Origin of the sequence: Kouleothrix sp. (assembly GCF_046328425.1) — a bacterium.
Classification (GTDB): domain Bacteria; phylum Chloroflexota; class Chloroflexia; order Chloroflexales; family Roseiflexaceae; genus Kouleothrix.
Genome location: NZ_JAXLWP010000007.1, coordinates 231,908 through 256,492 on the forward strand (window position 1 = coordinate 231,908; position 24,585 = coordinate 256,492).

23 protein-coding genes and 1 tRNA gene are annotated in these 24,585 nt (G+C 63.4%); 18 read left to right on the forward strand and 6 right to left on the reverse strand.

The window, feature by feature from the left end; translation table 11 throughout:
- The first annotated feature begins 186 nt into the window (after window positions 1-186).
- The 6 genes from U0177_RS08325 to U0177_RS08350 all read left to right on the forward strand — a co-directional run bounded on the left by U0177_RS08325 (window position 187) and on the right by U0177_RS08350 (window position 6,631).
- Complete coding sequence (locus U0177_RS08325) at window positions 187-1,692, forward strand: serine hydrolase domain-containing protein (RefSeq protein ID WP_409570146.1); 1,506 nt, start codon at window positions 187-189, stop codon at window positions 1,690-1,692.
- Window positions 1,693-4,123: 2,431 nt separating this feature from the next.
- Window positions 4,124-5,017: a clostripain-related cysteine peptidase gene (locus tag U0177_RS08330; RefSeq protein ID WP_409570147.1), complete on the forward strand. Its 894-nt coding sequence runs from the start codon at window positions 4,124-4,126 to the stop codon at window positions 5,015-5,017.
- A 180-nt stretch (window positions 5,018-5,197) separates the two neighbouring features.
- A complete protein-coding gene (locus U0177_RS08335; protein WP_409570148.1) occupies window positions 5,198-5,875 on the forward strand; it encodes a hypothetical protein in 678 nt (225 codons plus the stop codon).
- Window positions 5,876-6,083: 208 nt separating this feature from the next.
- On the forward strand, window positions 6,084-6,287 hold the full coding sequence (locus U0177_RS08340) for a hypothetical protein (RefSeq protein ID WP_409570191.1): 204 nt from the start codon (window positions 6,084-6,086) through the stop codon (window positions 6,285-6,287).
- The gene (locus U0177_RS08345; protein WP_409570192.1) at window positions 6,247-6,336 is read left to right on the forward strand and encodes an SBBP repeat-containing protein; all 90 of its coding nucleotides are present in this window, start codon (window positions 6,247-6,249) and stop codon (window positions 6,334-6,336) included. The genes U0177_RS08340 and U0177_RS08345 overlap by 41 nt, the downstream gene beginning before the upstream one ends.
- Window positions 6,305-6,631: a hypothetical protein gene (locus U0177_RS08350; RefSeq protein WP_409570149.1), complete on the forward strand. Its 327-nt coding sequence runs from the start codon at window positions 6,305-6,307 to the stop codon at window positions 6,629-6,631. The genes U0177_RS08345 and U0177_RS08350 overlap by 32 nt, the downstream gene beginning before the upstream one ends.
- Before the next feature lie 107 nt (window positions 6,632-6,738).
- Here U0177_RS08350 and U0177_RS08355 read toward each other — a convergent pair whose 3' ends face one another.
- The 3 genes from U0177_RS08355 to U0177_RS08365 all read right to left on the reverse strand — a co-directional run bounded on the left by U0177_RS08355 (window position 6,739) and on the right by U0177_RS08365 (window position 9,374).
- Window positions 6,739-6,924 carry a hypothetical protein gene (locus tag U0177_RS08355; RefSeq protein ID WP_409570150.1) on the reverse strand — a complete coding sequence of 62 codons (186 nt, stop codon included), beginning with the start codon at window positions 6,922-6,924 and terminating at the stop codon, window positions 6,739-6,741.
- A 209-nt stretch (window positions 6,925-7,133) separates the two neighbouring features.
- Window positions 7,134-7,418, reverse strand: coding sequence for a tetratricopeptide repeat protein (locus U0177_RS08360; protein WP_409570151.1), 285 nt, complete (start codon window positions 7,416-7,418; stop codon window positions 7,134-7,136).
- Between the two features lie 1,122 nt (window positions 7,419-8,540).
- Entirely contained in the window at window positions 8,541-9,374 is an 834-nt protein-coding gene (locus tag U0177_RS08365; RefSeq protein WP_409570152.1) for a TIR domain-containing protein, read from the reverse strand.
- 215 nt (window positions 9,375-9,589) lie between these two features.
- On the opposite strand from U0177_RS08365, the gene U0177_RS08370 reads away from it, so the two are divergent.
- Complete coding sequence (locus U0177_RS08370) at window positions 9,590-10,678, forward strand: winged helix DNA-binding domain-containing protein (protein WP_409570153.1); 1,089 nt, start codon at window positions 9,590-9,592, stop codon at window positions 10,676-10,678.
- Window positions 10,679-10,778: 100 nt separating this feature from the next.
- Window positions 10,779-11,006, forward strand: a complete 228-nt coding sequence (locus tag U0177_RS08375) for a DNA-binding protein (RefSeq protein WP_409570154.1) — start codon at window positions 10,779-10,781, stop codon at window positions 11,004-11,006.
- Between the two features lie 41 nt (window positions 11,007-11,047).
- On the opposite strand, the gene U0177_RS08380 is transcribed toward U0177_RS08375, so the two are convergent.
- Window positions 11,048-12,013, reverse strand: a complete 966-nt coding sequence (locus U0177_RS08380; RefSeq protein ID WP_409570155.1) for an SMP-30/gluconolactonase/LRE family protein — start codon at window positions 12,011-12,013, stop codon at window positions 11,048-11,050.
- Window positions 12,014-12,103: 90 nt separating this feature from the next.
- A tRNA-His gene (locus U0177_RS08385) sits at window positions 12,104-12,178 on the reverse strand.
- 163 nt (window positions 12,179-12,341) lie between these two features.
- Between U0177_RS08385 and U0177_RS08390 the strand changes: the two genes are divergently transcribed.
- From U0177_RS08390 to U0177_RS08435, 10 genes are all read left to right on the forward strand, one after another.
- A complete protein-coding gene (locus U0177_RS08390) occupies window positions 12,342-12,590 on the forward strand; it encodes a hypothetical protein (protein ID WP_409570156.1) in 249 nt (82 codons plus the stop codon).
- Window positions 12,591-12,714: 124 nt separating this feature from the next.
- Window positions 12,715-14,475, forward strand: coding sequence for an acetyl-CoA carboxylase biotin carboxylase subunit (gene accC / locus U0177_RS08395; protein WP_409570157.1), 1,761 nt, complete (start codon window positions 12,715-12,717; stop codon window positions 14,473-14,475).
- Window positions 14,476-14,571: 96 nt separating this feature from the next.
- Complete coding sequence (locus U0177_RS08400) at window positions 14,572-15,897, forward strand: glycoside hydrolase family 125 protein (RefSeq protein ID WP_409570158.1); 1,326 nt, start codon at window positions 14,572-14,574, stop codon at window positions 15,895-15,897.
- An 84-nt stretch (window positions 15,898-15,981) separates the two neighbouring features.
- A complete protein-coding gene (locus U0177_RS08405; RefSeq protein WP_409570159.1) occupies window positions 15,982-16,854 on the forward strand; it encodes a dihydrodipicolinate synthase family protein in 873 nt (290 codons plus the stop codon).
- Window positions 16,855-16,923: 69 nt separating this feature from the next.
- Window positions 16,924-17,667 carry an SDR family NAD(P)-dependent oxidoreductase gene (locus tag U0177_RS08410; protein ID WP_409570160.1) on the forward strand — a complete coding sequence of 248 codons (744 nt, stop codon included), beginning with the start codon at window positions 16,924-16,926 and terminating at the stop codon, window positions 17,665-17,667.
- A gap of 77 nt (window positions 17,668-17,744) precedes the next feature.
- Window positions 17,745-17,909, forward strand: coding sequence for a hypothetical protein (locus U0177_RS08415; protein WP_409570161.1), 165 nt, complete (start codon window positions 17,745-17,747; stop codon window positions 17,907-17,909).
- A gap of 80 nt (window positions 17,910-17,989) precedes the next feature.
- Window positions 17,990-18,376, forward strand: a complete 387-nt coding sequence (locus U0177_RS08420; protein WP_409570162.1) for a type II toxin-antitoxin system death-on-curing family toxin — start codon at window positions 17,990-17,992, stop codon at window positions 18,374-18,376.
- Between the two features lie 70 nt (window positions 18,377-18,446).
- Complete coding sequence (locus tag U0177_RS08425) at window positions 18,447-18,848, forward strand: type II toxin-antitoxin system death-on-curing family toxin (RefSeq protein WP_409570163.1); 402 nt, start codon at window positions 18,447-18,449, stop codon at window positions 18,846-18,848.
- A 109-nt stretch (window positions 18,849-18,957) separates the two neighbouring features.
- Window positions 18,958-21,597, forward strand: coding sequence for a pyruvate, phosphate dikinase (ppdK, locus tag U0177_RS08430; RefSeq protein WP_409570164.1), 2,640 nt, complete (start codon window positions 18,958-18,960; stop codon window positions 21,595-21,597).
- A gap of 65 nt (window positions 21,598-21,662) precedes the next feature.
- A complete protein-coding gene (locus U0177_RS08435) occupies window positions 21,663-22,187 on the forward strand; it encodes a GNAT family N-acetyltransferase (protein WP_409570165.1) in 525 nt (174 codons plus the stop codon).
- 171 nt (window positions 22,188-22,358) lie between these two features.
- Here U0177_RS08435 and U0177_RS08440 read toward each other — a convergent pair whose 3' ends face one another.
- Window positions 22,359-24,572, reverse strand: a complete 2,214-nt coding sequence (locus U0177_RS08440) for a DUF3488 and DUF4129 domain-containing transglutaminase family protein (RefSeq protein WP_409570166.1) — start codon at window positions 24,570-24,572, stop codon at window positions 22,359-22,361.
- Window positions 24,573-24,585: the final 13 nt, after the last annotated feature.

The following is a 24,585-nucleotide window of genomic DNA, read 5'->3' on the forward strand; positions in this document are numbered from 1 at the left end:
CGTCTCCTTCTGCGCGAGGTCACAGTCTTGCTAGCTTTATCACGAGCATACTGCAAGGACACCTGCCGAAAGCCTTTTGTGACAAGTTTGCGCTCGGCATGCCGGCAAGATACATCGCAGGTATGATCATTGTGTATCCTGTCACAAAACCAGGCCCATTTCTGTCTGTATATCAGGAGGTGAGTGATGATAGTTTCGAGGATCATGTTCGCCATCCTCCTGATGGCAGCCACCACACGCGCGCCCACGCCCAGCAGCGCGGCGGCTGCGCCCGACACCGGCGCGATCGATCGTTATGTGGCCGCGCAGCTTGCCGCGCAGCGGGTGCCGGGCCTGGCGCTGGCGATCGTCCACAACGACCGCGTGGTCTACGCCAAAGGCTACGGCTCCGCCGCCGACGGCCAGCCGGCTACCCCGCAGACCCAGTTCTTCATCGCCTCGCTCAGCAAATCGATCACCGCGCTGGCGGTGATGCAGCTCGCCGAAGCCGGCGCGCTCGACCTCGACGCGCCAGTGCAGCACTATCTGCCGGAGTTCACACTCGCCAACCCCGATCACGCCGCCCGGCTGACGCTTCGCCAGCTGCTGAACCAGGTCAGCGGCCTATCCGACGCAAGTTTCGCCGAAAGCGTGCTGCCGCAGCCGGCCAACCTGAGCGAGCGCGTGGCCGGCCTGCGGCGCGCTCGCCCGGTCGCGCCGCCGGGCGCGGAGTTTCACTACTTCAACCCAAACTACCAGGTGCTGGCGAGGGTTGTGGAGGTTGTGAGCGGCCAGCCATTCTCAAGCTATCTGCAGAGCCATATTTTCGCGCCGCTGCATATGAACGACACATTCAACGCCGACACGACTGCGGCGGGGATGCAGCGCGCCGTTCGCCTGGCGCAAGGCCACCTGGTGATCTTCGGGCAGCCCGTCGCGGCGCGCGAGCTTCATGGCTTTGTGAGCGGCGAGGGCGGCGTGATCTCGACGGCCGCAGACATGGCGCGCTTCCTGGTGATGCAGCTGAACGGCGGGCGCCTCGACGGCGCAGCCCTGGCGTCGCCTGCCGCAATAGCGGCGATGCACACCCCGCCACAACAGCCCGACAGCCACTACGCGATGGGCTGGTTCGCCCAGGGCGCGGGCAAATCGCGGACGATCGAGCACAACGGCGTGCTATCGACCTTCTACAGCGAAGCGGTGCTTCTGCCCGAAAGTGGGTATGGCTTTGTGCTGCTCGCGAATGCCAATGGCGCAAGCTCGGCGTTTGTCGGGTATTCCGAGATCAAGCGTGGGCTCATAGCCCTGCTGTCTGGCGCCACTCCCACGAGCGCGCCGGTCGGCGTAGGCACGCTCGGTTTGCTGCTGGGCCTGATCACGCTGATTGGCGGCGCGCTGGCGCTGCGCAGCCTGCTGCGCGCGCCGGGCTGGCTGCAGCGAGCGCGCGACAAGCCCTGGTACTGGCTGGCCGCCGCGATCGTGTGGCCATTGGTGCCGGGGATCGTGCTGCTCGCGCTGCCGGCGCTGCTGGTTCCGCTGGCCGACCGCTCCTTCGGCCACGGCATCCTGGCGCGCTCGATGCCGATGTGTTCATCTGGCTTGCGCTGTGTGGCACGCTCGGCGCGCTTCAACGCGGGCATCTGCCTTGTGCTGCTAGGCCGCGCCCGGAGCACGCGGCGCGTAGAGGCCCAGCAGCGAGCAATAGCAGTCTAATCACAAACTGCACACCTACAGGCAGCTTGTCTCTGGCTCAACAGATGACCGCTTACGAAATGCAGCGGCATAGCCACATCCTGGCAAGGTATGGATGCTCCTAGGGACTTCGGAAAGCCCACATCATCCCGCTTGGTGGAGGCGCGGGCGGCTTTGCCGCCTCGAGATGCCAGTTGTGGCAGAGCCGCGGCTCTGCCACAACGCGAAAAACGAATACCTTGAGGGTCTGCGACTCTCCAAACCTTCCGCTGGATGATTATCAATTTCAAGTCCCCTGGCTCTTGGCAGTACACAACGTCATCGACTGGAGTGGCGGGTGAGTAGCGTGATTTGAGGACTTTATTGGGAATAAAGCTGATCCAAAGATAACAAAATATTCACCGAACTATACTTACTAGTTTGTCTACAATAATATCTGCATATATTAGCACATATTTTCATTGCTTCACCCACTTAATATTAAAAATATTATAAGATTTACAAACAACATAGGCTTTTATGACCAACAATCGATTGAGGCCACTATGACTAGGCATTCAATATATCTCATCGTATTATTCATCGAATTATGTACGATCCCCACATCGGCCCATATACAACCAGTCGTTAAAACGCAATCGATATTGGCGCAGGCACAGCACCACCGCCGCGCCGACTATTTCAACAATGTTCGGTGATGGTCGTGATGGCGATATGCCTACCAGCGGCAATCTCGACAATATCAAGGTTGGCCTCGGCTCAGTCAACGCATCGGCTGGCTCCATGCGATCTCTGTATTAGACAAATATGCTATTTGGCGTATTAATCCCCTGGTGATTACGTGTTCCTGTACCAAACCCGGTGCTGGAGCAGGGTCATGGGAGCTTAACGTAGCGGTTTCGATATTACAGGTAATGGCGCCTTCCAATTGCTAAATCCCGCTTGTGTACACCTACACAACTAGTGGATATCAGTACCAAGCTCAGATCATGCGGGTAAGCTCCACAGTATGCCACCTGTAACGTTACAGGGCAATTGCTACCTTGCGCGCCTGGGATGGAGCGGTCGGCGGGATACCAGCGTCATGTGCCAATCTACGCTATACTGGCGAAATCAACGCCGATGGGTATGGGATTTCGGGGTGGATTGCCGGTAATGGCTATGCGACTGATCAATGGCAGGGTGAAGGCATCAAAGCCCCAGCGATCAGATTGTACATTACTACCAGACGCCAAATATCACACCTTCACCGCGTGGTGAAGCGCCGGAGCGGACGCCCGGCGGCGCGGTGGTGGCGGCGGCTATGGTGTTCATGCCGACGGCGATCATATTGGCGGCAGCACGTGGGGCCAAGGCGGGGAAGGCAAGGGGCGCCGGATCTTCCACAATGTTTTTTGTGGCGGTGGCGCAGGCGCGACCAGTATAAACCTGCAGTTGAAGTGCTCAAGGTGGCAGCGGCGGAAGCCATTCCATCTGTATTGCTCGGTCGCTTTCGTTGTCCGGGAAATCAGCACACAGGGCCTGCCATCGTCGGGAGTGATTTACGACGACGCGGGAACCAACCGGCGCGTGACGGCTGGGTCGGGCGGCGGCGGCAAGTGTTTACGCGTGAATAGCGCTAACCTTGGCAGCACCGGGGTGATTGCAATGGGCGGGCTATTAGCTCGTCCCACCAGTTGGCGGAACTGGCCGTTTTGGCGGCGGAGCGGCGGCGATGGACGTATTCGGATCGAATATTGTAGTGGCTTTCCTGCCGGCTCGAGTACGCCGCCAGCGAGCGTTCAGCCAATTGAAAGATGTATTGACGATCGCCTGGCGATTACTGGCGGCTGGTCGACGCAAATAACAACCGATTGCAGATGCGACTGTTAGCGTGGAGGTGGCCCATCAACGATGACAGCTGCGGATGGATCGTATAGCTTGAATAGCTTGATGCTCAGGCACATACACACTTACGGCGGCAAAATCTAATTACCGCTTGCGCCAACTTTACGCATTGTCACTGTGCCGCCAAGTGTATCCCAGCAGAATTTACTGGCACGGCTGCACACTTACTAATCTCAAATAAGTAGTGGATACGAATAATAACCCGATCGCTGATGACTATTACCACCGAGGGTGGCCCGACAGCATTAACTACCACGACGGATTTTATAGTGTCAATGGGCTATCGCCGGGCACATACACCCTCACAGCTACACAAGCAAAAGTATGAGTTTACACCAGCCTCACGTAGCGTTACCGTGCCCCCGAGCAAGGCCCAACACAATTTTGTTGGTACCAACGTATCCGCTACTGAAACATGGACATTTATTCTTTATCTAGCTGGAGATAATAACCTCGATACTGGATGCGCGCAGCAATTAAATCGCTCGAAGCAATGCCAGCCAATAATCGAATGAACATCATTGTCTTCGTATGATGGTGACGGCAATAATGACTGCGTCGTTTAGTGATCCAACCCTTAGGTAAGTATACCAAAGACGTAAATCAATGGGATATGGGCGAACTCAACATGGGCAACGCTCAGACACTAGCCGATCTGATTAGCTGGTCGTTTCAAAATTACCCGGCGCAATACTATTTATCCATTGCCGATCATGGTCGCGGCACAACAGGTACAGCATGGGATGAAACCAGTAATAATGATTATCTAACTCCGTCTGAACTACGTACAGCATTGAGTGCAGTGACAAACTTTGGCAACCGAAAGATTGATGTCTTGCACTTTGATGCTTGTCTCATGGGTTTGATCGAAGATGTATACCAAGTTAAAGAGTATGCAAACTACATGGTAACCATGGAAAACCTTGGTTGGTCGGTATTTGCCTACGACAAGTATATACAATCAGCGATTTCGGCTTCAGGGAGAATAGCGAGCCCACGCGAGCTAGCAATACATATTGCGGCGATGTATCATAGCCACGCTCAAATAACAAATTACCCACATACCATCGCAGCACTGGATCTATCCAAGACTGACGAACTAATGCAGGCGCTGAATATATTTTCTGAAGATGTACGTGGCGTTATTGACTCGAATCAAAAAACACTTCAAGATATTCGAACTGCAACGCAGAAGTTTGACTCTAGAGATTATATGGATATTACGCAAAAAGATGAATATCTAGATTTGTATGATTTAGCACAACGAACTTATCAGCGTATCAATAATTCCGCGCTGAGAATTCTGGCTCAAAAAGTAATGGATATCATCAGCGGCCAGTTTGTTATAGCCGAGTATCGCCAAAGTGCAGTGTATCAGAATAAATATATAGATTTAAACGATAGTCATGGAGTATCGATTTACTTTCCACAAAGTATCGACAAGATTACAGGCATGTGAATAGCCGCCTTTTTACCTTTACGAGCGATAGCACCTGGGACGAATTTTCACAGGAATATCCAGTACGATAGCATTGCCACCACATACTGATCCAGGTCGTGCGCTCATGCTTGCTCCACTAAAGCGAACACGTATATTCCACATCTTAAATATTGACCAAACACTCCAGGCGTCGGTCACATGTCAAGACGAATAGTTGCTCTGCTCTACTGTCTTAGCAGTTTAGTTGTCGCCAATTTCTTCATCGGCGAACGATCCGGCCCGGCCAGTTCATCGCGTCTGGCTATTAGCGAGGCGCAATCAACACCTGGCTTAGAGCCTTTGCGACGAAGATGTACTACGACACTCCCGCCTGACCAAGGCATCGTGTGCTGCGTATTTGGGTACATCATTGCGGATGGGCAAGTGATTCAAGGCGCACAGGTCACTGCACATACACCAGCGCATAGTATATCGACAACCTCCTCCACCGATGCAGAACAAGAACAACCGATCTACAGCCTTGAGCTTAACCCTGCGCTCGACATCCACCCCGGCGAAAACCTGGCTTTATCGGTTGAATATGCCGGCCACACTCACAGTATGTCGTACACTGTACAGGCTGATGGGCAGCAAGTCGATATCGTTATACCAATGACCGGCCAGCATGACTATATCTTCGAGCGTGCAATCCAGGTACAGCCCGAAACCCTCGTCGGCAATCTGCTGGGAGTTGCGGTCGATAGCAGCGGTACTACCTACATACTCGACAGTGGCGACGATAGCATAAGCGTCTTTGATTACAGCGCCAGCTCATTCGTAAAATCGATCTCATGGATCGTGTGCCCGACCAGTTTAACGCCAGTAGCATCGCCGTAGATACCACCGGCTGGATCTATGTGACTGATACAACGGCCAAAGAGTTCTCATCTTTACAGTCAAGGTACCTTCTTATCTGAGCTTACAAGCGGTTATAGCTCAGTCATCGCTCAATATTCCCAAAGGTATCGTGGTTGACACGCAGAAAAATGTGTGACTGATACCGGTAACAATCGAATCGTGATATTTACACCTAACCAGAACATACCTGGTATGGGGCAGTGCTGGGAATGAACCAGGGCAGTTTCAAACGCCAACCACTATTGCGATTGCGCCAGACAACACACTTGCGATCAGTGACCGTGGGAATAACCGCATTCAATTTTTTAACAAAGATGGCGGCTTTCTTGGCGCCATTGGGGAACCTGGTAGTGGCCCTGCCACCCGACGGGCCATATGGCGTTGCAGTTGATAGCGCGGGGAATATCTATGTGGCAGATACTGGCAATAACTGGAACTGAACTTCACGGCCCTGCGCATGCTGCTCGCAGCCTGGGGTACAAATCCGGGCCAGATATTGGTGAGTTTAATAGCCCGTACGGTATCGCAGTCGATCACAATGGTTTAGTCTATCTGGCTGACGCCGGAAAATCATCGCGTCCAGGTGTCGTCATCGACCCAACATCGCCCAAATTGCAACGATTACGCATCTCGCGCCGAGCGAAATACTGGCTGGTGACGTCGCCGGGACTGCGCTCGGCTTGGGGCAAGTCAGCGATAGCGCCAGCACTATTCAAACATATCGCTGGACTTTAGACCAGAAAATATTGCCAGGGAGTGATGCTACATCACAATCCTGCCAGAGGCTGTCACTTGGCGATCACGTGCTGCGCCTTGATGTCCAGGATAGCCAGGGGCAGTGGTCAGAGTTTCCAGTCAGTACCACGCATATACATAGCCATAATATTTATTCCGACAATCTTTTTAGATAGATAAATGGAAGTGATCGCATTAATTGCCTGTTCGAGCGTCAGTATAGGCTTTTCCTCGGCTACTTGATTTTCCTTGGATAGATTTTCTACTGGCTGAACAGCAATATTCGCTTTCATTTCCTGATAAGCATGTTTTCAGGACATGGTCTTGAGCTCCATGCCTCACGCTCGCTGTCTGCGATAAATAGCAGCTTATTCGCTAAGTTAAACCGTTTCTGGGCATATGCAACAGCAACAAATCCTTCTATTATACAGATTATGCCCCTCGCTGTCGTGCATCTCCTGAGCCAGTTGCAGGCCTTCTGGGAAGTATTGGCGGGCGTGCTCTATCTCATTCTGCAATAATGCATCAGACCCGCAGCTTTCAAGGGCCGCAGCAATAATCCAGGGTCATCTTGGGCACGGCTGCGCCCTGAAGCGATAGCATGGATTTCAACAGCTTGTTCGAGGTTACCTTGGTATCGATACACATCGCCAAGGCTTGTCTGGCACATCGCCAAGCTATGCTGATCATCCAATTGCTGGAGGATTGCAATCCCTTCACGCAGCTGGGTTTCAGCCAATTCATATAGGCATCGGTCGAGAGCGAGTATGCCCAGGTGGCAGAGCAAAAATCTCTACACCGTGTTGATTATTGAGCGCTCGATACAACTGTAAGCTTTGATTATAGTATTGCTCGGCTTCAGCTCGCCGCCCTTGATAAAATGCAACTGGTTCTTAAATTATTGTAAGTCGCAGCACAGCGAAGCTCGTCTTTCGCGATACACCACAAATGCCAACTGGCTTCAAATAGCTTTCTTGCCGTCGCATAATCTGCACGTTCGACGATAAACCGATTTCCGCCGAATGCCTGGGCTTGACGTATAACCACGGATATCGGTAGAGTATTGTTCTTAATCGAGATGACGATTTCCGCCACCTGCTTTAGATGCACCAACAAGGACTGTAGCTGTTCAACACTATTTGCTCGACCAAAGCACAAATATGTGCGAGAACTACTTCTCGGCTCGCATTTTCAGCTTCTACGTGATCCACAACCATAGCATTGGCAAACACGCTAATCAGCTGGTGCATACGCAACACCGCATTGTCGGCTACCTCCAGCAACCCAAGCGCTATTAAGCGGTCTAGCGCATTGGCACGTAGGCGGGTAATCGCTTCATCATCAGTAGGTTCGCCAAGTGTGGCGCAAAAAGCTCGCGCGGGAAGGGTTCGCCCGGCGCAAGCTGGGCAGCGCGCGCCAGCGCCGCCAGCGCCAAAGCATCAAGCGGATGCGGCTGGATCCAGGCGCATAAAGCCCAGCTGGAATGTGGCTCGGATACCTGCTCGTGCAGGGTGGGCGAGGGAAGCGGAGCCAGCGCCTGCCATTGAGCCAGCGGCGCAGCTCACGCTGAAGATTGGCATAATACTCTCCCGGCTTACCAAACGGATCGTCGCAGTATACTTCAGGATAACTGCCAGCCAGACTGAGCGCCAGGCAAATCGCCCAGCAGCTTGGCGATCGAGGCAGCCTCGGCCTTGCCCAAAGCAGGCTGGTAACACCGCAGGAGATCAATACTTTCAGGGCGGCTAAACGCACCCAACGGGTGCACTGTCAGAGCTCAGCCGCGTGACCAGCGCCCACGGCGGCTGGTAACCAGCAACGCGGCAGCCGCCGCCGATGGGCCGGTGTGCAGCCAGCAATTGCTCGGCAGTGGTGTCTTTGGTATCGTCGCAGTTGTCAAAGATCAGCGTTATGGCACATCTTCGTCCCAGGCCCGGCGCACCTTTGGCGACCTGCTCAGCCAGCGATAGACCTGCCGCGTCGGTGTAGAGTTCAAGTGCGCCGGCTCCTCCACACGCAGCGATCGCGGCGTCAACGCCGATGGATCGGCGAATCTGGCATCCAGAACACGCCACCAGCGAAGCGCTGGGCCGTAGCGATGAGCAAACTCGGCGGCCAGCTGGGTTTTGCCAACCCCGCCAATGCCGGTGGCGATCACAGCCGTTCGGCTGCTTGTGAACGCCTGTGCGAGCGCGCGTAGATCAGCATCACGGCCGGTGAAGAACGGATTAGGCCGCAGCGGCAGGCGCGAGCCGGCCGGCAGCGCTGTGGCCGGCGCCGGTACGGCATCCACTGAGAGGGCCGCAGAGGCGTGCGACACGCCTTCGGCATTGCCGCTCAGGTTGCGCACCAGCCGGGCCATCTCAGCTTCCCAGCGACTCGGATCGGTAAAATCTGCTGCTTCCAAATGTGCAAAGTATGCTGGCAGCTGGCACTTTTCGAGCAGAAGTGGAATGAGGCGCCGCTGGCGGCCACTCGGATTGAGCGACTGCGCCAGGAAGGCCTCAAACATGCTCCACTCGCCTGCAAGATAACGTGGTGTAAGCACAACCAGGGTATGGCGGCTGTTCTTCAGCGCCTGCTCACGATTGACCGACTTGGGCCACCCGATAGCTGCGTCGCGCTGATCTACATACATCTTGAAGCCAGCAGCTTCAAGCCGTGGCAGCAACCATTCCAGCGCCCAGCAATCGTCTGGGTCGTGGGAAAGGACAATATCATACTGCTTTGCGTCGTTAGTCATCTTTGGTTGAGCCACTATGCTGCCTGCGTTACCTCTTAAGAAGAACGAGCGTGTTGCCTTGAAAGATACGCCGAAAACAAAGCAACGCTGCTGGCAGGGCTTTCATCTTTTTCTCAGCGGCATGTGCTACCAGGCGCCCCAGCTCTCGCTCGGCGAGAACAATACTTTTCGATCGAAAAGCGCCTTGCTTGGCAGCCCATGGTATACTCTAGCGCATGACCATACCGCAGATTGTGCAGCAGCGCCTGCATAACCAACATCTGCTCGGGGCGCCGTTCGCACGGCCGGAAGCTGTGGTTCAGTGGCTCGGCGCAGTGCAAGCGCAGGAGTATCCCGGCGCGGCCTGGGGCATCGCCCAGCGCACTGGCGGCCTGACGCAGGCGGCGATCGACCAGGCCTATGCCGACGGCGCGATCCTACGCACCCACGCCATGCGCCCGACCTGGCATTTTGTCGCTCCCGCCGATATCCGCTGGCTGCTCAAGCTCACCTCGCCGCGCGTCCATGCCATAAACGCCTCGTACTACCGCAAGCTCGCGCTCGATGCTGCCGTGCTGGCGCGGGCTCACAGCGTGCTCGCCAACGCCTTGCAGGGCGGCACGCACCTGACGCGCAGCGAGCTGGCGGTGGCGCTCGAGCAGGCCGGCCTCCTGCGCCCGAGCGATGATCGCATGCGCCTGACCTACCTTGTGATGCATGCCGAGCTGGAGGGCTTGATCTGCAGCGGCACGATGCGCGGCAAGCAGCATACCTACGCCCTGCTCGACGAGCGCGTGCCGCCGGCCACAGCACTGGAGCGTGATCAGGCGCTGGCCGAGCTGGCCCGGCGCTACTTCACCAGCCATGGGCCGGCGACAATCAAGGATTGTGCCTGGTGGTCGGGCCTTACGGCTGCCGATGTCCGGGCCGGGCTGGAGCTGAGCCGGTCGCAGCTTGAGATGACTGTGATCGCGGGCGATACGTATTGGTCTGGGCCGTCCACCGAGCATACCAGAGCGGCAGCGCCGATCGCGCACCTGCTGCCGGCCTACGACGAGTACACGATCGCCTATAAAGACCACCGCGCCATCCTCGACCCAGCCTACCGCGAACTGGTGGTGGCTGCGTTCGGCATTGTGATCGTAATCGACGGCCGGATTGCCGGAATCTGGAAGCGGGTCGTCGAGAAAGACCATGTCCAGCTGACGCTCAGCCCATTCCGAGCGCTGGATGCGGCCGAGCAGCAGGCGCTGGCACAGGCGGTGCAGCGCTATGCCGCATTTCTCGGCAAGGCGATCATTCTGGCGGAGGCGCAGGCACCCTGACGACGGGTGAGCATGGAAGGCGCAAAGAGAAGGACGCACGTAGTCGCAACCCCGCGGCGGTGGGCTGATACGGGCATTCGTGAGAATAGGAGAACATTCGATGGCGCAGCCAACGCGTGACCAGCCGACGAGCGACTTTCCGGACGGGCTGGCGCGGCCGGCCCTACGAGCGCTCAGCGCGGCCGGCTACACCCAGCTAGCGCAGCTCAGCAAGGTCACCGAAGCGCAACTTCTGGCACTCCACGGCATGGGGCCGAAAGCGGTTGGCCTGCTCCGGGGCGCGCTGCAGGCCAGGGGCCTCGCGTTTGCCGACGCCGACAAGGGCTGAGGCACTGGGCAGCCCGAAACCTACGCCAACCGGCGGCTGGTCTAGGGTACCTGCGCGCCGATCGCCTCGACATACACCGCATACAGCGACTGCGTCGCGGTCATGAATAGGCGGTTCTTCTTCGCGCCGCCGAAGCAGATATTCGAGCAGGCCTCGGGCAGGTGGATCTGGCCAATCAGCGCGCCGTCGGGCGCGTAGCAGTGCACGCCGTCGAAGCCGGCCCCGCCCCACCCCGCAGCCGACCACAGATTGCCGTCGCGGTCGGTGCGGATGCCGTCGGATCCGCCCGGGCGCATGGTCACAAACACGCGGCCATTGCTCAGGCGCCCGTCGTGCACATCGAACACGCGAATATGCCCTGGCGCGCCGGTATCGACAACATAGAGCAGCCGCTCGTCAGGCGAGAAGCACAGGCCATTTGGCCGGTCGAAATCGCCGGCAACCACCGTCGCCACGCCGCTGTCAGGTTCGAGCCGGTACACATTGCGCGGCAGCTCGAAAGGCGCCTTGCCGCCCTCGTAGTCCATCAGAATGCCGTAGCCGGGGTCGGTGAACCAGACCGAGCCATCGGAGTGAACGACCACGTCGTTTGGCGCGTTGAGGCGCTTGCCTGCGAACTGGTCGAGCAGCACGGTGACACGGCCATCGTGCTCGGTGCGCGTCACGCGCCGCGCGCCGTGCTCGCAGCTCACCAGCCGCCCCTGGCGGTCGCGGGTGTGGCCATTGCTATAGTTCGAAGGCGCGCGGAACACCGTCACCGTGCCGGTTTCTTCGCTCCAGCGCAGAATTCGATTATTGGGGATATCCGAAAACAGCAGAAAGCGTCCGTCGCCAAACCAGACCGGCCCCTCCGCCCAGCGCGCGCCGGTCCACAGCCGCTCGACCACGGCCGAGCCGAGGCGATATGGCTCGAAGCGCGGGTCGTGGATCTCGATCGCCGGGTCGGGGCAGCGAACAATAGTGCGATCCTGGTGCCAGGCCAGCGCACCGGGGCTAGGGGCTGTCATACTGTGCTCCTTCGGCAATAGGGTGTACAGCGGGCAAAAAAAGAAAACCTCAGAGGTAGTATTACAACTACTCTAAGGCTTCTCGGTGCTTGGGGTGCCTGACGGGTTTCGAACCCGCAACCTCCTGAGCCACAGTCAGGCGCTCTGCCATTGAGCTACAGGCACCACGATTCAGGCGCAAAGAGTATAGCATAGCCGGTTACGATCGTCAAACCATGGCGAAATTGCACGAGCACCGGCATTGCGCAGGGCCAATCGCAGATTGTAACTGCGCGGTTGTACGATCAGGCCAACGCTGGGCCTGGAAGATACCGTATAATGGGCCGCTATGAACATCCATGTTTCGCCAGTTCCCGACGACGACGCGGTAGCCGCAGTGCTGGCCGCGCTCGAGCACTACCTGGCCGCCGAGCAGGCCGACGACGAGGCGCCCGCCGGCCCGCACGAGCCCTGGCGTACGGCCGGCAAGCTGGCCGCGCAGGGGCTGCCGCCGTCGCGCGCCGTGGCCGCCCGCTGGGGCAGCGCCGACCGCGCGCGCCGCGGCGAGCGCTGGAGCCACGGCATCGTTGGGCTCTAGAGCCAGTATTTTAGAAACTACGCACCTGCTCGAAACAACCGCGCACAGAATCATGGCGCGGCTTTCTTCCAGCGCCCGCGCGCCCCATTGGTAGGGTACGCTTTTCTGCAAAACGGAAGCGCATATGTTCGACACTGTTTTAATTGCCAACCGCGGCGAGATCGCACTGCGCGTAATGCGCGCCTGTAAAGAGCTGGGCCTGCGCACGGCCGCGGTGTACAGCGAGGCCGATCGCGACGCGCCGCACGCGCGCTATGCCGACGCAGCATTTCTGATCGGCCCGCCGCCCGCGCCCCAGAGCTACCTCAACGGCGAGGCGATCATCGCCGCAGCACGCTCGGCCGGAGCCGGCGCAGTGCACCCCGGCTACGGCTTTCTGGCCGAGAACGCCCCCTTTGCCCAGGCCTGCGCCGACGCCGGGCTGGTGTTCGTTGGCCCGCCGCCCGAGGCCATGGAGCGCATGGGCGGCAAAGTCGCGGCGCGCCGCGAGGCCACCACTGCCGGCGTTCCGCTGGTGCCCGGCTCGCTCGAGCCAGTCGAGTCGCCCGCGCAGGTCGCCACGCTGGCCGCGCAGTTCGGCTACCCCGTGGCGATCAAGGCGGTGGGCGGCGGCGGCGGGCGCGGGCTGCGCGTGGTGCGCGCGCCCGACGAGATCGCCGCAGCGTTCGAGAGCGCCCGCCGCGAGGCGGTCTCGGCCTTTAAAAACCCCGAGCTGTATGTCGAGAAATACCTCGAGAACCCGCGCCATATCGAGATCCAGGTGCTCGCCGATGCCTACGGCAATGTGCTGCACCTGGGCGAGCGCGACTGCTCGGTGCAGCGCCGCCACCAGAAGCTGATCGAAGAGTGCCCCTCCTCGGTGCTCACCCCGGCGCTGCGCGCGCGCATGGGCGAGGCCGCCGTCGCGCTCGCCAAGTCGGTTGGCTATGTCGGCGCCGGCACGCTCGAGTTTCTGTTCCAGGACGGCCAGTTCTACTTCCTCGAGATGAACACGCGCATCCAGGTCGAGCACACCGTCACCGAGATGGTCACCGGCATCGACCTGGTGCAGGCCCAGCTGCGCGTGGCGCGCGGCGAGCGGCTGTGGCTCACGCAGGAGCAGGTGACGCTGCGCGGCCACGCGATCGAGTGCCGTATCAACGCCGAAGATCCAGCCCACGGCTTTCGCCCGTCGCTCGGCACGCTGACCGAGTACGCCGAGCCGACCGGCTACGGCGTGCGGATCGACAGCGGCGTGCGGCCTGGCTACACCATCCCGCAGTTCTACGACTCGATGATCGCCAAGCTGGTGGCCTGGGGCGCCGACCGCGCCGAAGCGATCGGGCGCATGCGCCGCGCGCTGGCCGACTACCACATCGCCGGCATGGCCACGACGATCCCGTTTCACCAGGTGGCGCTGGCGCACCCGGCGTTCGCCGCCGGCGACGTGACCGTCAACTTCATACCGCGCTACCTGAACGACCAGCTCGCCAACCTGGCCTCGGGCGCGCCGACGCTCGCCGAGACGGGCGAGGCCGCCGCGCGCACATTTCTGGTCGAGGTCAACGGCAAGCGCTTCGACGTGCGCGTGGCCGAAACCGGCGCCGCCGCGCGCCCGCAGGCCGCCAACGGCAAGCGCCCGGCCGGCGGCGCGCGCGCTGGCGCGGCGCTCAAGCCAGCCGTCGCCGACGGCGTGCTCAGCTCGATCCAGGGCGCGGTGCTGGCGGTGAAGGCCACGCCCGGCCAGGCGGTCGAGGCCGGCCAGGTGCTGTTCATCATCGAGGCCATGAAGATGGAGAACGAGATCACCGCGCCACACGCCGGCGCCATCGGCGAGGTGCGCGTCCAGGTGGGCCAGGTGGTCGAGGCCGGCGCGGTGCTGGCGACGTACGCGCACGCGGGATAGGCGACATCCTGTATAATCTGGCGCATGCGTACCCCGCGCCGCGCGGGGCGATCAGGCCGTCTGCCGCATCCGGGCAGCCAGCACCCTGCGAGGACGATGAGCATCGCGCCACTGCCGGCATCATTCGATTGGCTCGGCCGGGCCGTCGCCGCACGGCTGCCCGGCCGCCCCAGGCTCGCCGCGATGTTCCGGCGCTGCTTCGCCAACACGCTCGAGACCACCGTGCGCCGCCAGCCCGATGGCTCGACGTTCGTGATCACCGGCGACATCCCGGCGATGTGGCTGCGCGACTCGGCCTGCCAGCTGCGGCCCTACCTCGCGCTCGCCCCCCACGACCCGGGGCTGGCCGCGCTGATCGCCGGGGCGATCCGCCGCCAGGCCGAGCTCATCCTGCTCGACCCATACGCCAACGCCTTCAACGAGCATCCTGGCGGCCAGCACTACAACGCCGCCGACGTGACCGACCTCCCGCTGCATCCGCAGGTGTGGGAGCGCAAGTACGAGCTCGACTCGCTATGCTTCCCCATCCAGCTGGCCTGGCTGCTCTGGCGCGCCACTGGCCAGACGGGCCACCTCGACGCCACATTCGCGCGCGCGGCGCACGCGATCGTCGCGCTGTTCCGCCGCGAGCAGCGCCACGCCGCCGAGTCGCGCTATTTCTTCCAGCGCACGGGCTGCCCGCCCTCCGATACGCTCTCGCACGGCGGCTATGGCGCGCCCGTGGCCGAGACCGGCATGATCTGGTCGGGGTTCCGCCCCAGCGACGACGCCTGCGTGTACGGCTACCTCATCCCCGCGAATATGTTCGCCGTGGTCGTACTCGGCTACCTGGCCGAGATCGCCCGCGCGGTGCTGCGCGACAGCGCGCTGGCCGACGCGGCCCTGGCGCTGCGCGCCGAGGTCGAGGCCGGGCTGCGGCGCCACGCGGTCGTCGAGCACGCCGAATACGGCCCGATCTACGCCTACGAGACCGACGGCCTGGGCAGCTATACGCTGATGGACGACGCCGGCGTGCCGAGCCTGATCTCGCTGCCATACCTGGGCTACTGCCCAGCCGACGACCCGATCTACTGCAATACGCGGCGCTGGGCGCTGAGCGCGGCCAACCCGTATTACTACAGCGGCACGGCTGCCGCAGGCATCGGCAGCCCGCACACGCCGCCGGGCTACGTCTGGCCGATCGCATTGGCGATGCAGGGCCTTACCGCCACCAGCGAAGCAGAGCGCCAGCAGATGATCGACCTGCTCGAGCGCACCGACGCCGGCACAATGCTGATGCACGAGGGCTTCGACGCCAACGACCCGGCGCAGTACACCCGCCCGTGGTTCGCCTGGGCCAACGCTTTGTTTAGCGAGCTTATTCTGGTATCATGCGGGCTGATCGACCCGACCAGCGGCCGCCTGGTAATCGCGCCAGGCTAGCGCCGCGCCGCCGCAGGCATCGTGCACGGCGCCAGAATGCGGCACTGCGCAACTGTATCACTCGTAGCAGAAAAGGAACACGCCATGGGAGAGCTGTTTGCCGCCAGCCTGACGCCGTTCGCCTCGCCGGCCGGCGGCGTCGACCACGACTGGATCCCCCGCCACCTGCGCTGGCTGGAGGCCAATGGTGTCGACGGCGTGGTGCCGTGCGGCACCACCGGCGAAGGCCCGTCGCTGGGCTTCGACGAGCGCAAAGCGGTGATCGACAGCGTGCTGGCGCATCGCGGCAAGCTGCGCGTGTTTGCGGGCACCGGCTGCGTGGCGCTGCCCGAAACCATCGCGGCCACGCGCTACGCGCTCGAGCGCGGCGCCGATGTCGCGCTGGTGCTGCCGCCCTACTACTTTAAAAACCCCTCCGACGCCGGCCTGCTGGCGTTCTACCGCGCGGTCTGCGACGCGCTGCCGCCCGGCGGGCAGATCATGCTCTACCACATCCCGCCGATCAGCCAGATCGCCATTCCCACGGCGGTGATCGACGGCCTGCTGGCTAGCCACCCCGCCGCAATCTACGGGCTGAAAGACAGCGGCGGCGACCCCGAGCACACCGCCATGCTGATCGCGCGCTACCCACAGCTGAAGATCTTCACCGGCGGCGCCCCGCTGCTGGCGCGCGCCTTGGCCGACGGCGCGGCCGGCGGGATCTTCGCGCTGGCAAACGTGTTCCCACGCGAGCTGCGCGCAGTGCTCAGCGCCCACGCCGCTGGCGACAACACAGCCACCGCCCAGCGCAAAGCCACCGCGCTGAGCGACCTGCTGAAAAAGCACGGCGCCATCCCGTCGCTCAAAGCGCTGGTGTCGCCGATCGCCGATCTGCCGGCTACGTCGCCGCGCGCCCCGCTGGTGTCGCTGGCCGAGGCCGACGCCGCGACCTTGCTGGCGCAGGCGCGCTCGGTCTAGCCCGGCTGATTTGACAGCTTTGGGACAAATGCAGATGACGCCCTCAGCCTTCGGCGGAGAGGACCAGGAATGACCGGCCAGCCAGTTGCGCTGATCACCGGGGCATCGCGCGGCATTGGCGCGGCCACCGCGCGCGAGCTGGCGCGGCGCGGCTACGCCCTGGTGCTGGCAGCGCGCTCGGCCGGCCCGCTGGCGGCGCTGGCCGGCGAGCTGCGCGCCGCCGCAGGCGCCACGCTGCCGATCGCAACCGACATCCGCAGCGCCGACGATCGGCGCGCGCTGGCTGAGCGCGCGCTCCAGGAGTTCGGCCGGGTCGACGCGCTGATCCTGAACGCCGGCATTGGCGGTGCCGGCGCGGTAGCGCGCATGCCCGAAGATGCCGCCGCCGCAACGATCGAAACCAACCTGCTGGCGCCGATCGAGCTGGCGCGGCTGCTGCTGCCGCAGATGCTGGCGCGCCGCAGCGGCGCGATTGTGCTGATCGGGTCGGTGGTAGGGCACATCGGCGTGCCCGGCTCGTCGGTGTACAGCGCCTCGAAGTTCGGCCTGCGCGGCTTCGCCGACGGCCTGCGCCGCGAGGTCGCGCGCCAGGGCATCGCCGTCACGCTGGTGTCGCCGGGGTTTGTGCGCACGGCAATCACCGCCGACATGCGCTTCCCCATGCCCGGCCCCGAGCTGGTAGCGCGGGCGGTCGCCAGGGCGCTGGTCAGGCCACGCCGCGAGCTGATCGTGCCAGGCTACTACCGGCCGCTCGCCTGGATCGCGCAGGCGCTGCCGTGGCTGGCCGACGCGGCCCTGCGCGAGCGGCGTTGACACACCCTGCAAAGCGCGGTATAGTACCTGCCATTATGGAAGATATCAGCATATCCACGGCGGAGCTGCCGGAAGCCATGCGTGCCTGGCTTACACTGCAGCCCGCCGTTGTTGTTGCGCTCGAGCAGATCGACGGCGACCGCGTGCTTGTGCGCCCGCTGCCCGGCATCGCACCCGAGCTGCTCGCGCGCGCGCAGGTGATCATGGCGCAGTACCGCGAGGCGCTGATGAACCTGACGTAGCGGGTACGCGCGCCGGGATGTTGGCTTTGCGTGGGCAGCAGCGCACCACGCGACTCTTTCAGCTCACACCATCTGAACCAATGCAGTATCTCACACCCGCCGATCTGCTTGCCATACACGAGCTGCTGCTCAGCGCGTTTGGCGGCATGCGCGGCGTGACGGCGGCCGGGTTTGGGCGGCTCGAGGCGGCGGCAGCCCAACCACGGGCGAGCATGTTCGGCCAGGAGATCTACCCGGCGCTTGGCGAGAAAGCCGCCGCCTTGTGCCTGGGTATCGCACGCGCACACCCATTCTCCGACGGCAACAAGCGCGTGGCGCTGGTGGCGCTTGGCGTGTTCCTGCAGCAGAACGGCGCCCGGCTCGACGCAACAAACGACGAAGCCTACGCGGCGATCATGGCGCTGGCGCGCGGCGAGCTGACGCACGCGGCGCTGGCCGCGTGGATCGAACAGCATGCCGAATTGTAGATTGCGGACTGCCGACTGCAGATCGCCCCGGCGTCATTTGCAATCTGCAGCCTATTCTCTGCAATCATCTATGGTCTACCTGACGCTTGACGATGTTCTGGCCATTCGCGATGCGCTCGCGGCGACACGCGCGGCCCATGGCGACGGCGACCGCTACGGCGTTCGGACGCTCAGCGGCCTGCTCTCGGCGCTGGCCGCGCCACGCCGCTCGGCGTTCGGCGCCGAGCTTTTTCCCACGCTTTCGGCGAAAGCCGGCGCGCTGGCGTTTAGCCTGGTTCAAAACCATCCGTTCTGGGATGGCAACAAGCGCATCGCCGCGGCCGCGCTGCGCCAGTTTGTCGAGCATAACGCCGCTCGGCTCGACGCCGACGACCATGCCCTGAAGCTGTTTACCGGCGGGATCGCGCGCGGCCAGATCCGCGACGAGGCGCTGGCCGAGTGGGCCGCACTACATATCGTCGGCGCGCCCTAGCTCGCCGGTTGGATTTTGGTGGTTCGCAGGTTGGTATGCTCAGCGGCGGCGCAGCGGCGCCACCAGCAAGTGAGCTGCCAGTTCACGCAATATAATGGAGGACATTTCCATGTCTAAAAAGTGGGTGTACCTGTTTAGCGAGGGCGACGCCAGCATGCGCGACTTGCTGGGCGGCAAAGGCGCCGGCGTAGCCGAGATGACGCGCTCGGGCGTGCCGGTGCCACCGGGCTTTACGATCACCACCGAGGCCTGCAACAGCTACTACGACAACAACAAGCAGTTCCCCGAAGGCCTGTGGGAGCAGGTGCTCGAAGCCCTGAAAGACATCGAGGCCAAGACCGGCAAGAAGTTCGGCGATCCCTCGAACCCGCTGCTGGTGTCTGTGCGCTCGGGCGCCAAGTTCTCGATGCCGGGCATGATGGACACCGTGCTGAACCTCGGGCTCAACCCCGAGACGCTGGCCGGCCTGGCCAAGCTCACCGACAACCCGCGCTTCGCGGCCGACGCCTACCGCCGCTTTGTGCAGCTGTTCGGCAAGATCGTGCTGGGCGTCGACGGCGAGAAGTTCGAGCACGTGCTGAACGAGGCCAAGGGCGATACCCGCCAGGACACCGACCTCAGCGCCGACGAGCTGACCGCGATCACCGAAGAATTCAAGCAGATCATCAAGCAGAGCGCCGGCGTCGACTTCCCGACCGACCCGTTCGAGCAGCTGCGCTATGCGATCGGCGCGGTGTTCAGCTCGTGGATGGGCCGCCGCGCGATCGACTACCGCCGCCTGAACAAGATCGCCGATAACCTCGGCACCGGCGTGAATGTGCAGTCGATGGTGTTCGGCAACATGGGCAACGACAGCGCCACCGGCGTGGCCTTCAGCCGCAACCCCTCGACCGGCGACCCGCATATCTATGGCGAGTACCTGGTGAACGCCCAGGGCGAAGATGTGGTGGCCGGCGTGCGCACCCCGCGCCCGATCGCCGAGCTCTCGCAGGAGATGCCCGAGGTCTACGCCGAGTTCGACGCGATCGCGCGCAAGCTCGAGGCCCACTACAAAGACGTGCAGGACATGGAGTTCACGATCGAGCGCGGCAAGCTGTGGATGCTCCAGACTCGCACCGGCAAGCGCACCGGCGCCGCCGCAGTGAAGATCGCCGTCGACCTGGTGAAGGAAGGCGTGATCGACGAGGCCACCGCCGTGCAGCGCGTCGAGCCGGCCGCGCTCGATCAGCTGCTGCACCCGACGATTGCCACCGCCGAAAAAGACGCCGCGCGCAAGGTCGGCAAGTTCCTCACCACCGGCCTGCCGGCCTCGCCCGGCGCCGCCACCGGCACCGTGGTGTTCGACCCCGACGAGGCCGAGCAGCTGGCCAAGGACGGCAAGAAGGTCATCCTGGTGCGCACCGAAACCGCGCCTGAAGATTTCCACGGCATGGTCGCGGCCCAGGCCATCCTCACCGCGCGCGGCGGCATGACCAGCCACGCCGCGGTGGTGGCGCGCGGCATGGGCAAGCCCTGCGTGGCTGGCGCGGGCGAGCTGAAGATCGACTACAAGGCCGGCGAGTTCACCGCAAATGGCCAGACGATCAAGCACGGCGACGCTATCTCGCTCGACGGCGGCACCGGCGAGGTGTTCGCTGGCGCGCTCACCACCTCCCAGCCGACGCTGACCGGCGACTTCGCCGCGTTCATGGAGTGGGCCGACGAGTTCCGCAAGCTCAGCGTGCGCGCCAACGCCGATACCCCGCACGACGCCCGCGTGGCGCGCGAGTTCGGCGCCCAGGGCATCGGCCTGTGCCGCACTGAGCACATGTTCTTCGAGGGCGATCGCATCGACGCGGTGCGCGAGATGATCGTGGCCGAGACGGTCGAGGAGCGCCGCACCGCGCTGGCCAAGATCGAGCCGCTCCAGCAGGGCGACTTCGAGGGCCTGTTCGAGGCGATGGATGGCTTCCCGGTGACGATCCGCACGCTCGATCCGCCACTGCACGAGTTCCTGCCGCACGGCGACGACGAGATCGAGGATCTGGCGCACAAGATGGGCATTGCCCCGAGCAAGCTCAAGGCCAAGATCGAAGGCCTGCGCGAGGCCAACCCGATGCTCGGCTTCCGCGGCTGCCGCTTGGGCATCATCTACCCCGAGATCACCGAGATGCAGGCGCGCGCGATCTTCAAGGCCGCCGCTGCCTGCAAGGCCCGCGGCATCGACGTGCACCCCGAGGTGATGATCCCGCTGGTCGGCGATGTCAACGAGCTGAAGGTGCAGGGCGAGCTGGTGCGCAAGGTCGCCGGCGAGGTGATCGAAGAGACCGGCCAGCAGATCAGCTATATGGTCGGCACTATGATCGAGCTGCCGCGCGCTGCGCTCACGGCCAACAAGATCGCCGAGGTGGCCGAGTTCTTCTCGTTCGGCACCAACGACCTGACGCAGACCACCCTGGGCATGAGCCGCGACGACGCCGGGCGCTTCCTGCCGCTCTACGTCGAGCGCAAGCTGCTGAAAGACGACCCGTTCCAGGTGCTCGACCAGGAGGGCGTCGGCCAGCTGGTGCAGATGGGCACCGATCGCGGCCGCAGCACCCGCGCGAACCTCAAGGTCGGCATCTGCGGCGAGCACGGCGGCGAGCCGAGCAGCGTGATGTTCTGCCACAAGGTCGGCCTGAACTATGTGTCGTGCAGCCCGTACCGCGTGCCGATCGCGCGGCTGTCGGCGGCCCAGGCAGCCCTCGGCGACGCGTCGCGCGATAAGTAGCCCGCGCTTTTGGCACACAGAGACGGCCCGCTGGGCCGTCTCTGTGTGCTGTTTGGAACAACCCCATGATTCACGGAACGCTGGTTCATCTCCGCCAGGTGGCGCCCGACGACTTGGATCTGCTTGAGCGCTGGAACATCGACCCGGATTTCGCCGGCGCGTTCAACTATTTCGGCCTGCGCCCGGCCGGCACCTACACGCAGCGCTTTGCCGAAGAGGGCATGCTCAGCGAGCGGCACGGCACGCTGCTGATCGTGCTGCCCGACGGCACGCCGATCGGCGACGTGAGCTACCACCAGGTAGCGTATGGCCCGAACGCCGGCGGCCGGGTGTATAACATCGGCATCGCGATCGCCCCGGCACACCGCGGCAAGGGCTACGGCCCCGAGGCCCAGCGCCTGCTGGCGGCCTACCTGTTCGATACCTACCCGATCATGCGCGTCGAGGCCTCGACCGACAGCACCAATATCGTCGAGCAGCGCGCGCTCGAGAAGGCCGGCTTCACGCGCGAGGGCGTGCTGCGCAAGGCGCAGTGGCGCAGCGGCGGCTGGCACGATCTGTTTGTGTACAGCAAGCTGCGCGGCGAGTAATACCAACTCCGTTTGATCACGTTCTTTTGTGATGCCATGCCCGGCTTCGCCAGGCAGGGCATCACAAAAAGAAATTCGGGGGCGGCGAAGCCGCCCCCGAACCCCCGCCATACAGCAAGCGTTCAGCCGAAGTTGGTATAAGCCGCGCGGCAGCCACACGCGAGCGCCTGGCTATTTCTGCCGCCTCGCGGCGCGCAGCCGCGCCAGCACCCGGTCGGCGGCGGCGCGCAGCCGGCGCTCCTCGTCGGCGCCGAGCGCGCGGCCGCTGTAGCGCGCCTCGCCCACAAGCTCCACCACGGCGCCAGTGTCGTCGGTTCCGCTGTGCGGCGCCAGCAAGCTCCCATACTCGTGCAGAGTCGCGCCGCGCGGCCATGCGATGCCCGCGCGCGCGCCGGCGCGCTCGAGGCTGCGCTGTACCTCGGGCACCAGCGCGCGCACCCGGCGCGCGCGGCGCCACCAGCCCAGCGCGCTCAGCCCGGCGACAGCCACCAGCACCAGCGCCCAGATCAGCGGGCCGCTGAACCGCGCCCGATCGGCTGGGGCAGCGGCGGGCGCGGGCGCGGGAGTTGGCGGCGCGCTGCTCGTGGTATCGCGGGCCGGCAGCGCGCGCACCGGCGTCGGCTCAAACGGCAGCCAGCGGCCGTCGATATACAGCTCGGGCCAGGCATGCGCGTCGGCCTGGCGCACCAGGTAGGCGCCGCTGGCTTCGTCGTACTCTCCAGTGGCGTAGCCGATCGCCAGGCGCGCCGGGATGCCCAATCCGCGCGCCATCACGGCCATGGCCGAGGCATAGTAGGTGCAGTAGCCCTGGCGCATCTCGAACAGAAACTGCTCGACCGCGTCGCCGCCGGCGGGGATGGGCCGCACCTGGTAGGCGTAGGGCAGGCCGCGCAGAAACGCCTCGAGCGCCAGCGCCTGCTGGTAGGGCGCAGTGCGAGCGCCCACCGTCGCGCGCGCCAGGTCGATCACACGCTGCGGGTAGCTCTTCGGCAGCACCAGGTAGCTGCTCATGTCGAGCGGCGGGCCGTCGACGCGCGGCGGCGCGGCCAGCTCTTGCGGCCGCGAGAGCACGCGGTAGCGCGGCGCGTCCGAGGCGCTGGTGAGCGCAGCCAGGCTGCCGTCGGGCAGGCGCTCGGACTGCGCGGCCATGTCCAGCCCCAGCACGTCGGGCAGAGCCACCAGGATGGCGCGCTCGTCGCGCAGATCCTCGATTTCCTGCACCACACCGCCCGGCAGCGCGTCGGGGTTGAGCTGGCTGGCCGGAAACGCGCCAACACGCGCGTTGGTCGTCCAGTCGCGGCCGGTGTAGAAGTTGAACACCCGCGCGCGCCAGTAGCGCGGCCAGGGCGCCGGCGGCAGCGGCGCTCCGGTATGCACGCGCAAGATCACCTGCTCGGGCGGCACGCCCTCGAGCGACTGGCCCAGTGGCAGCGCGGGCAGCTGCGAAATGCCAATATTGACGCGCGGCTGGCTCGGCGGGCGCGGGATGTTGCGCTCGAGCACGGCGATGCCCGACGGCAGCTCGACATCGCGCCAGAACAGGTCGGCTAGCGGGTTGCTCACCGGCGTAGGCACGACGAGCGCCAGGATCAGTATCATCACCACGCTGAGGCCACCCCACACCAGCGCGTCGGCGCCAAGCTCGTCGGAGAAATCGGCGCCGCCGCGCTCCCAGGCGCGCTCGCGCCGGCGCATGCCGGCGATCAGCGTCAGCACCAGCAGCAGCGCCAGGCCAAACACCAGCTCGGCGCCCGACCCGCCGCCGGCCAGCGTGGTAAAGCAGATCGCCACAAGCATGGGCAGCGCCCAGCCGAACAGGTTGCGGCCGCGTGCCAGCGCCCAGCCGAGCACCAGCGCGGCGAGCCATGTGCCAGCCACGCCAGCGGCCAGCACGATCAGGCGCGCGCCGGGCTCGCCGGCGGCAGGCGCGGCTAGCAGATCGGCCCACAGGCGCGGCAGCGTGGCGGCCAGAAACGCCAGGCTGTGCGCCTCAGGAGCTTCGGCCCATCCGGCGTCGCGCCGCAGCACCAGCCGCAGCCAGCCCAGCCAGGCGCGCGCGTCCTGGGCCGCCAGGCCGATCGGTGGCAGAGTGTTGGCGGCGGCGGCCACCAGCAGCGCCCCGCCGCCAAGCAGCAGCGCAGCCGCAGCTGCAAAGCCGATCGCGCGCAGCGGCAGGCGCCGCCGTCGCGGCGAGGGGCGCCCCAGCCGCAGGCCGATCGCCAGCCCGAGCAAGCCGGCCCACACAAAGCTGCTGGCCGGCAACCCCAGCCTGCTCACCGATGCAGCGTACGCCGGGCACAGCGCCGCCGCGAGCGCCAGGCCGAACTGCAGCCAGCCGACGCGCGGGCGCAGCCGCCGCACCAATCGCCACACGATCTCGTCCATAGCCCAGAGTATA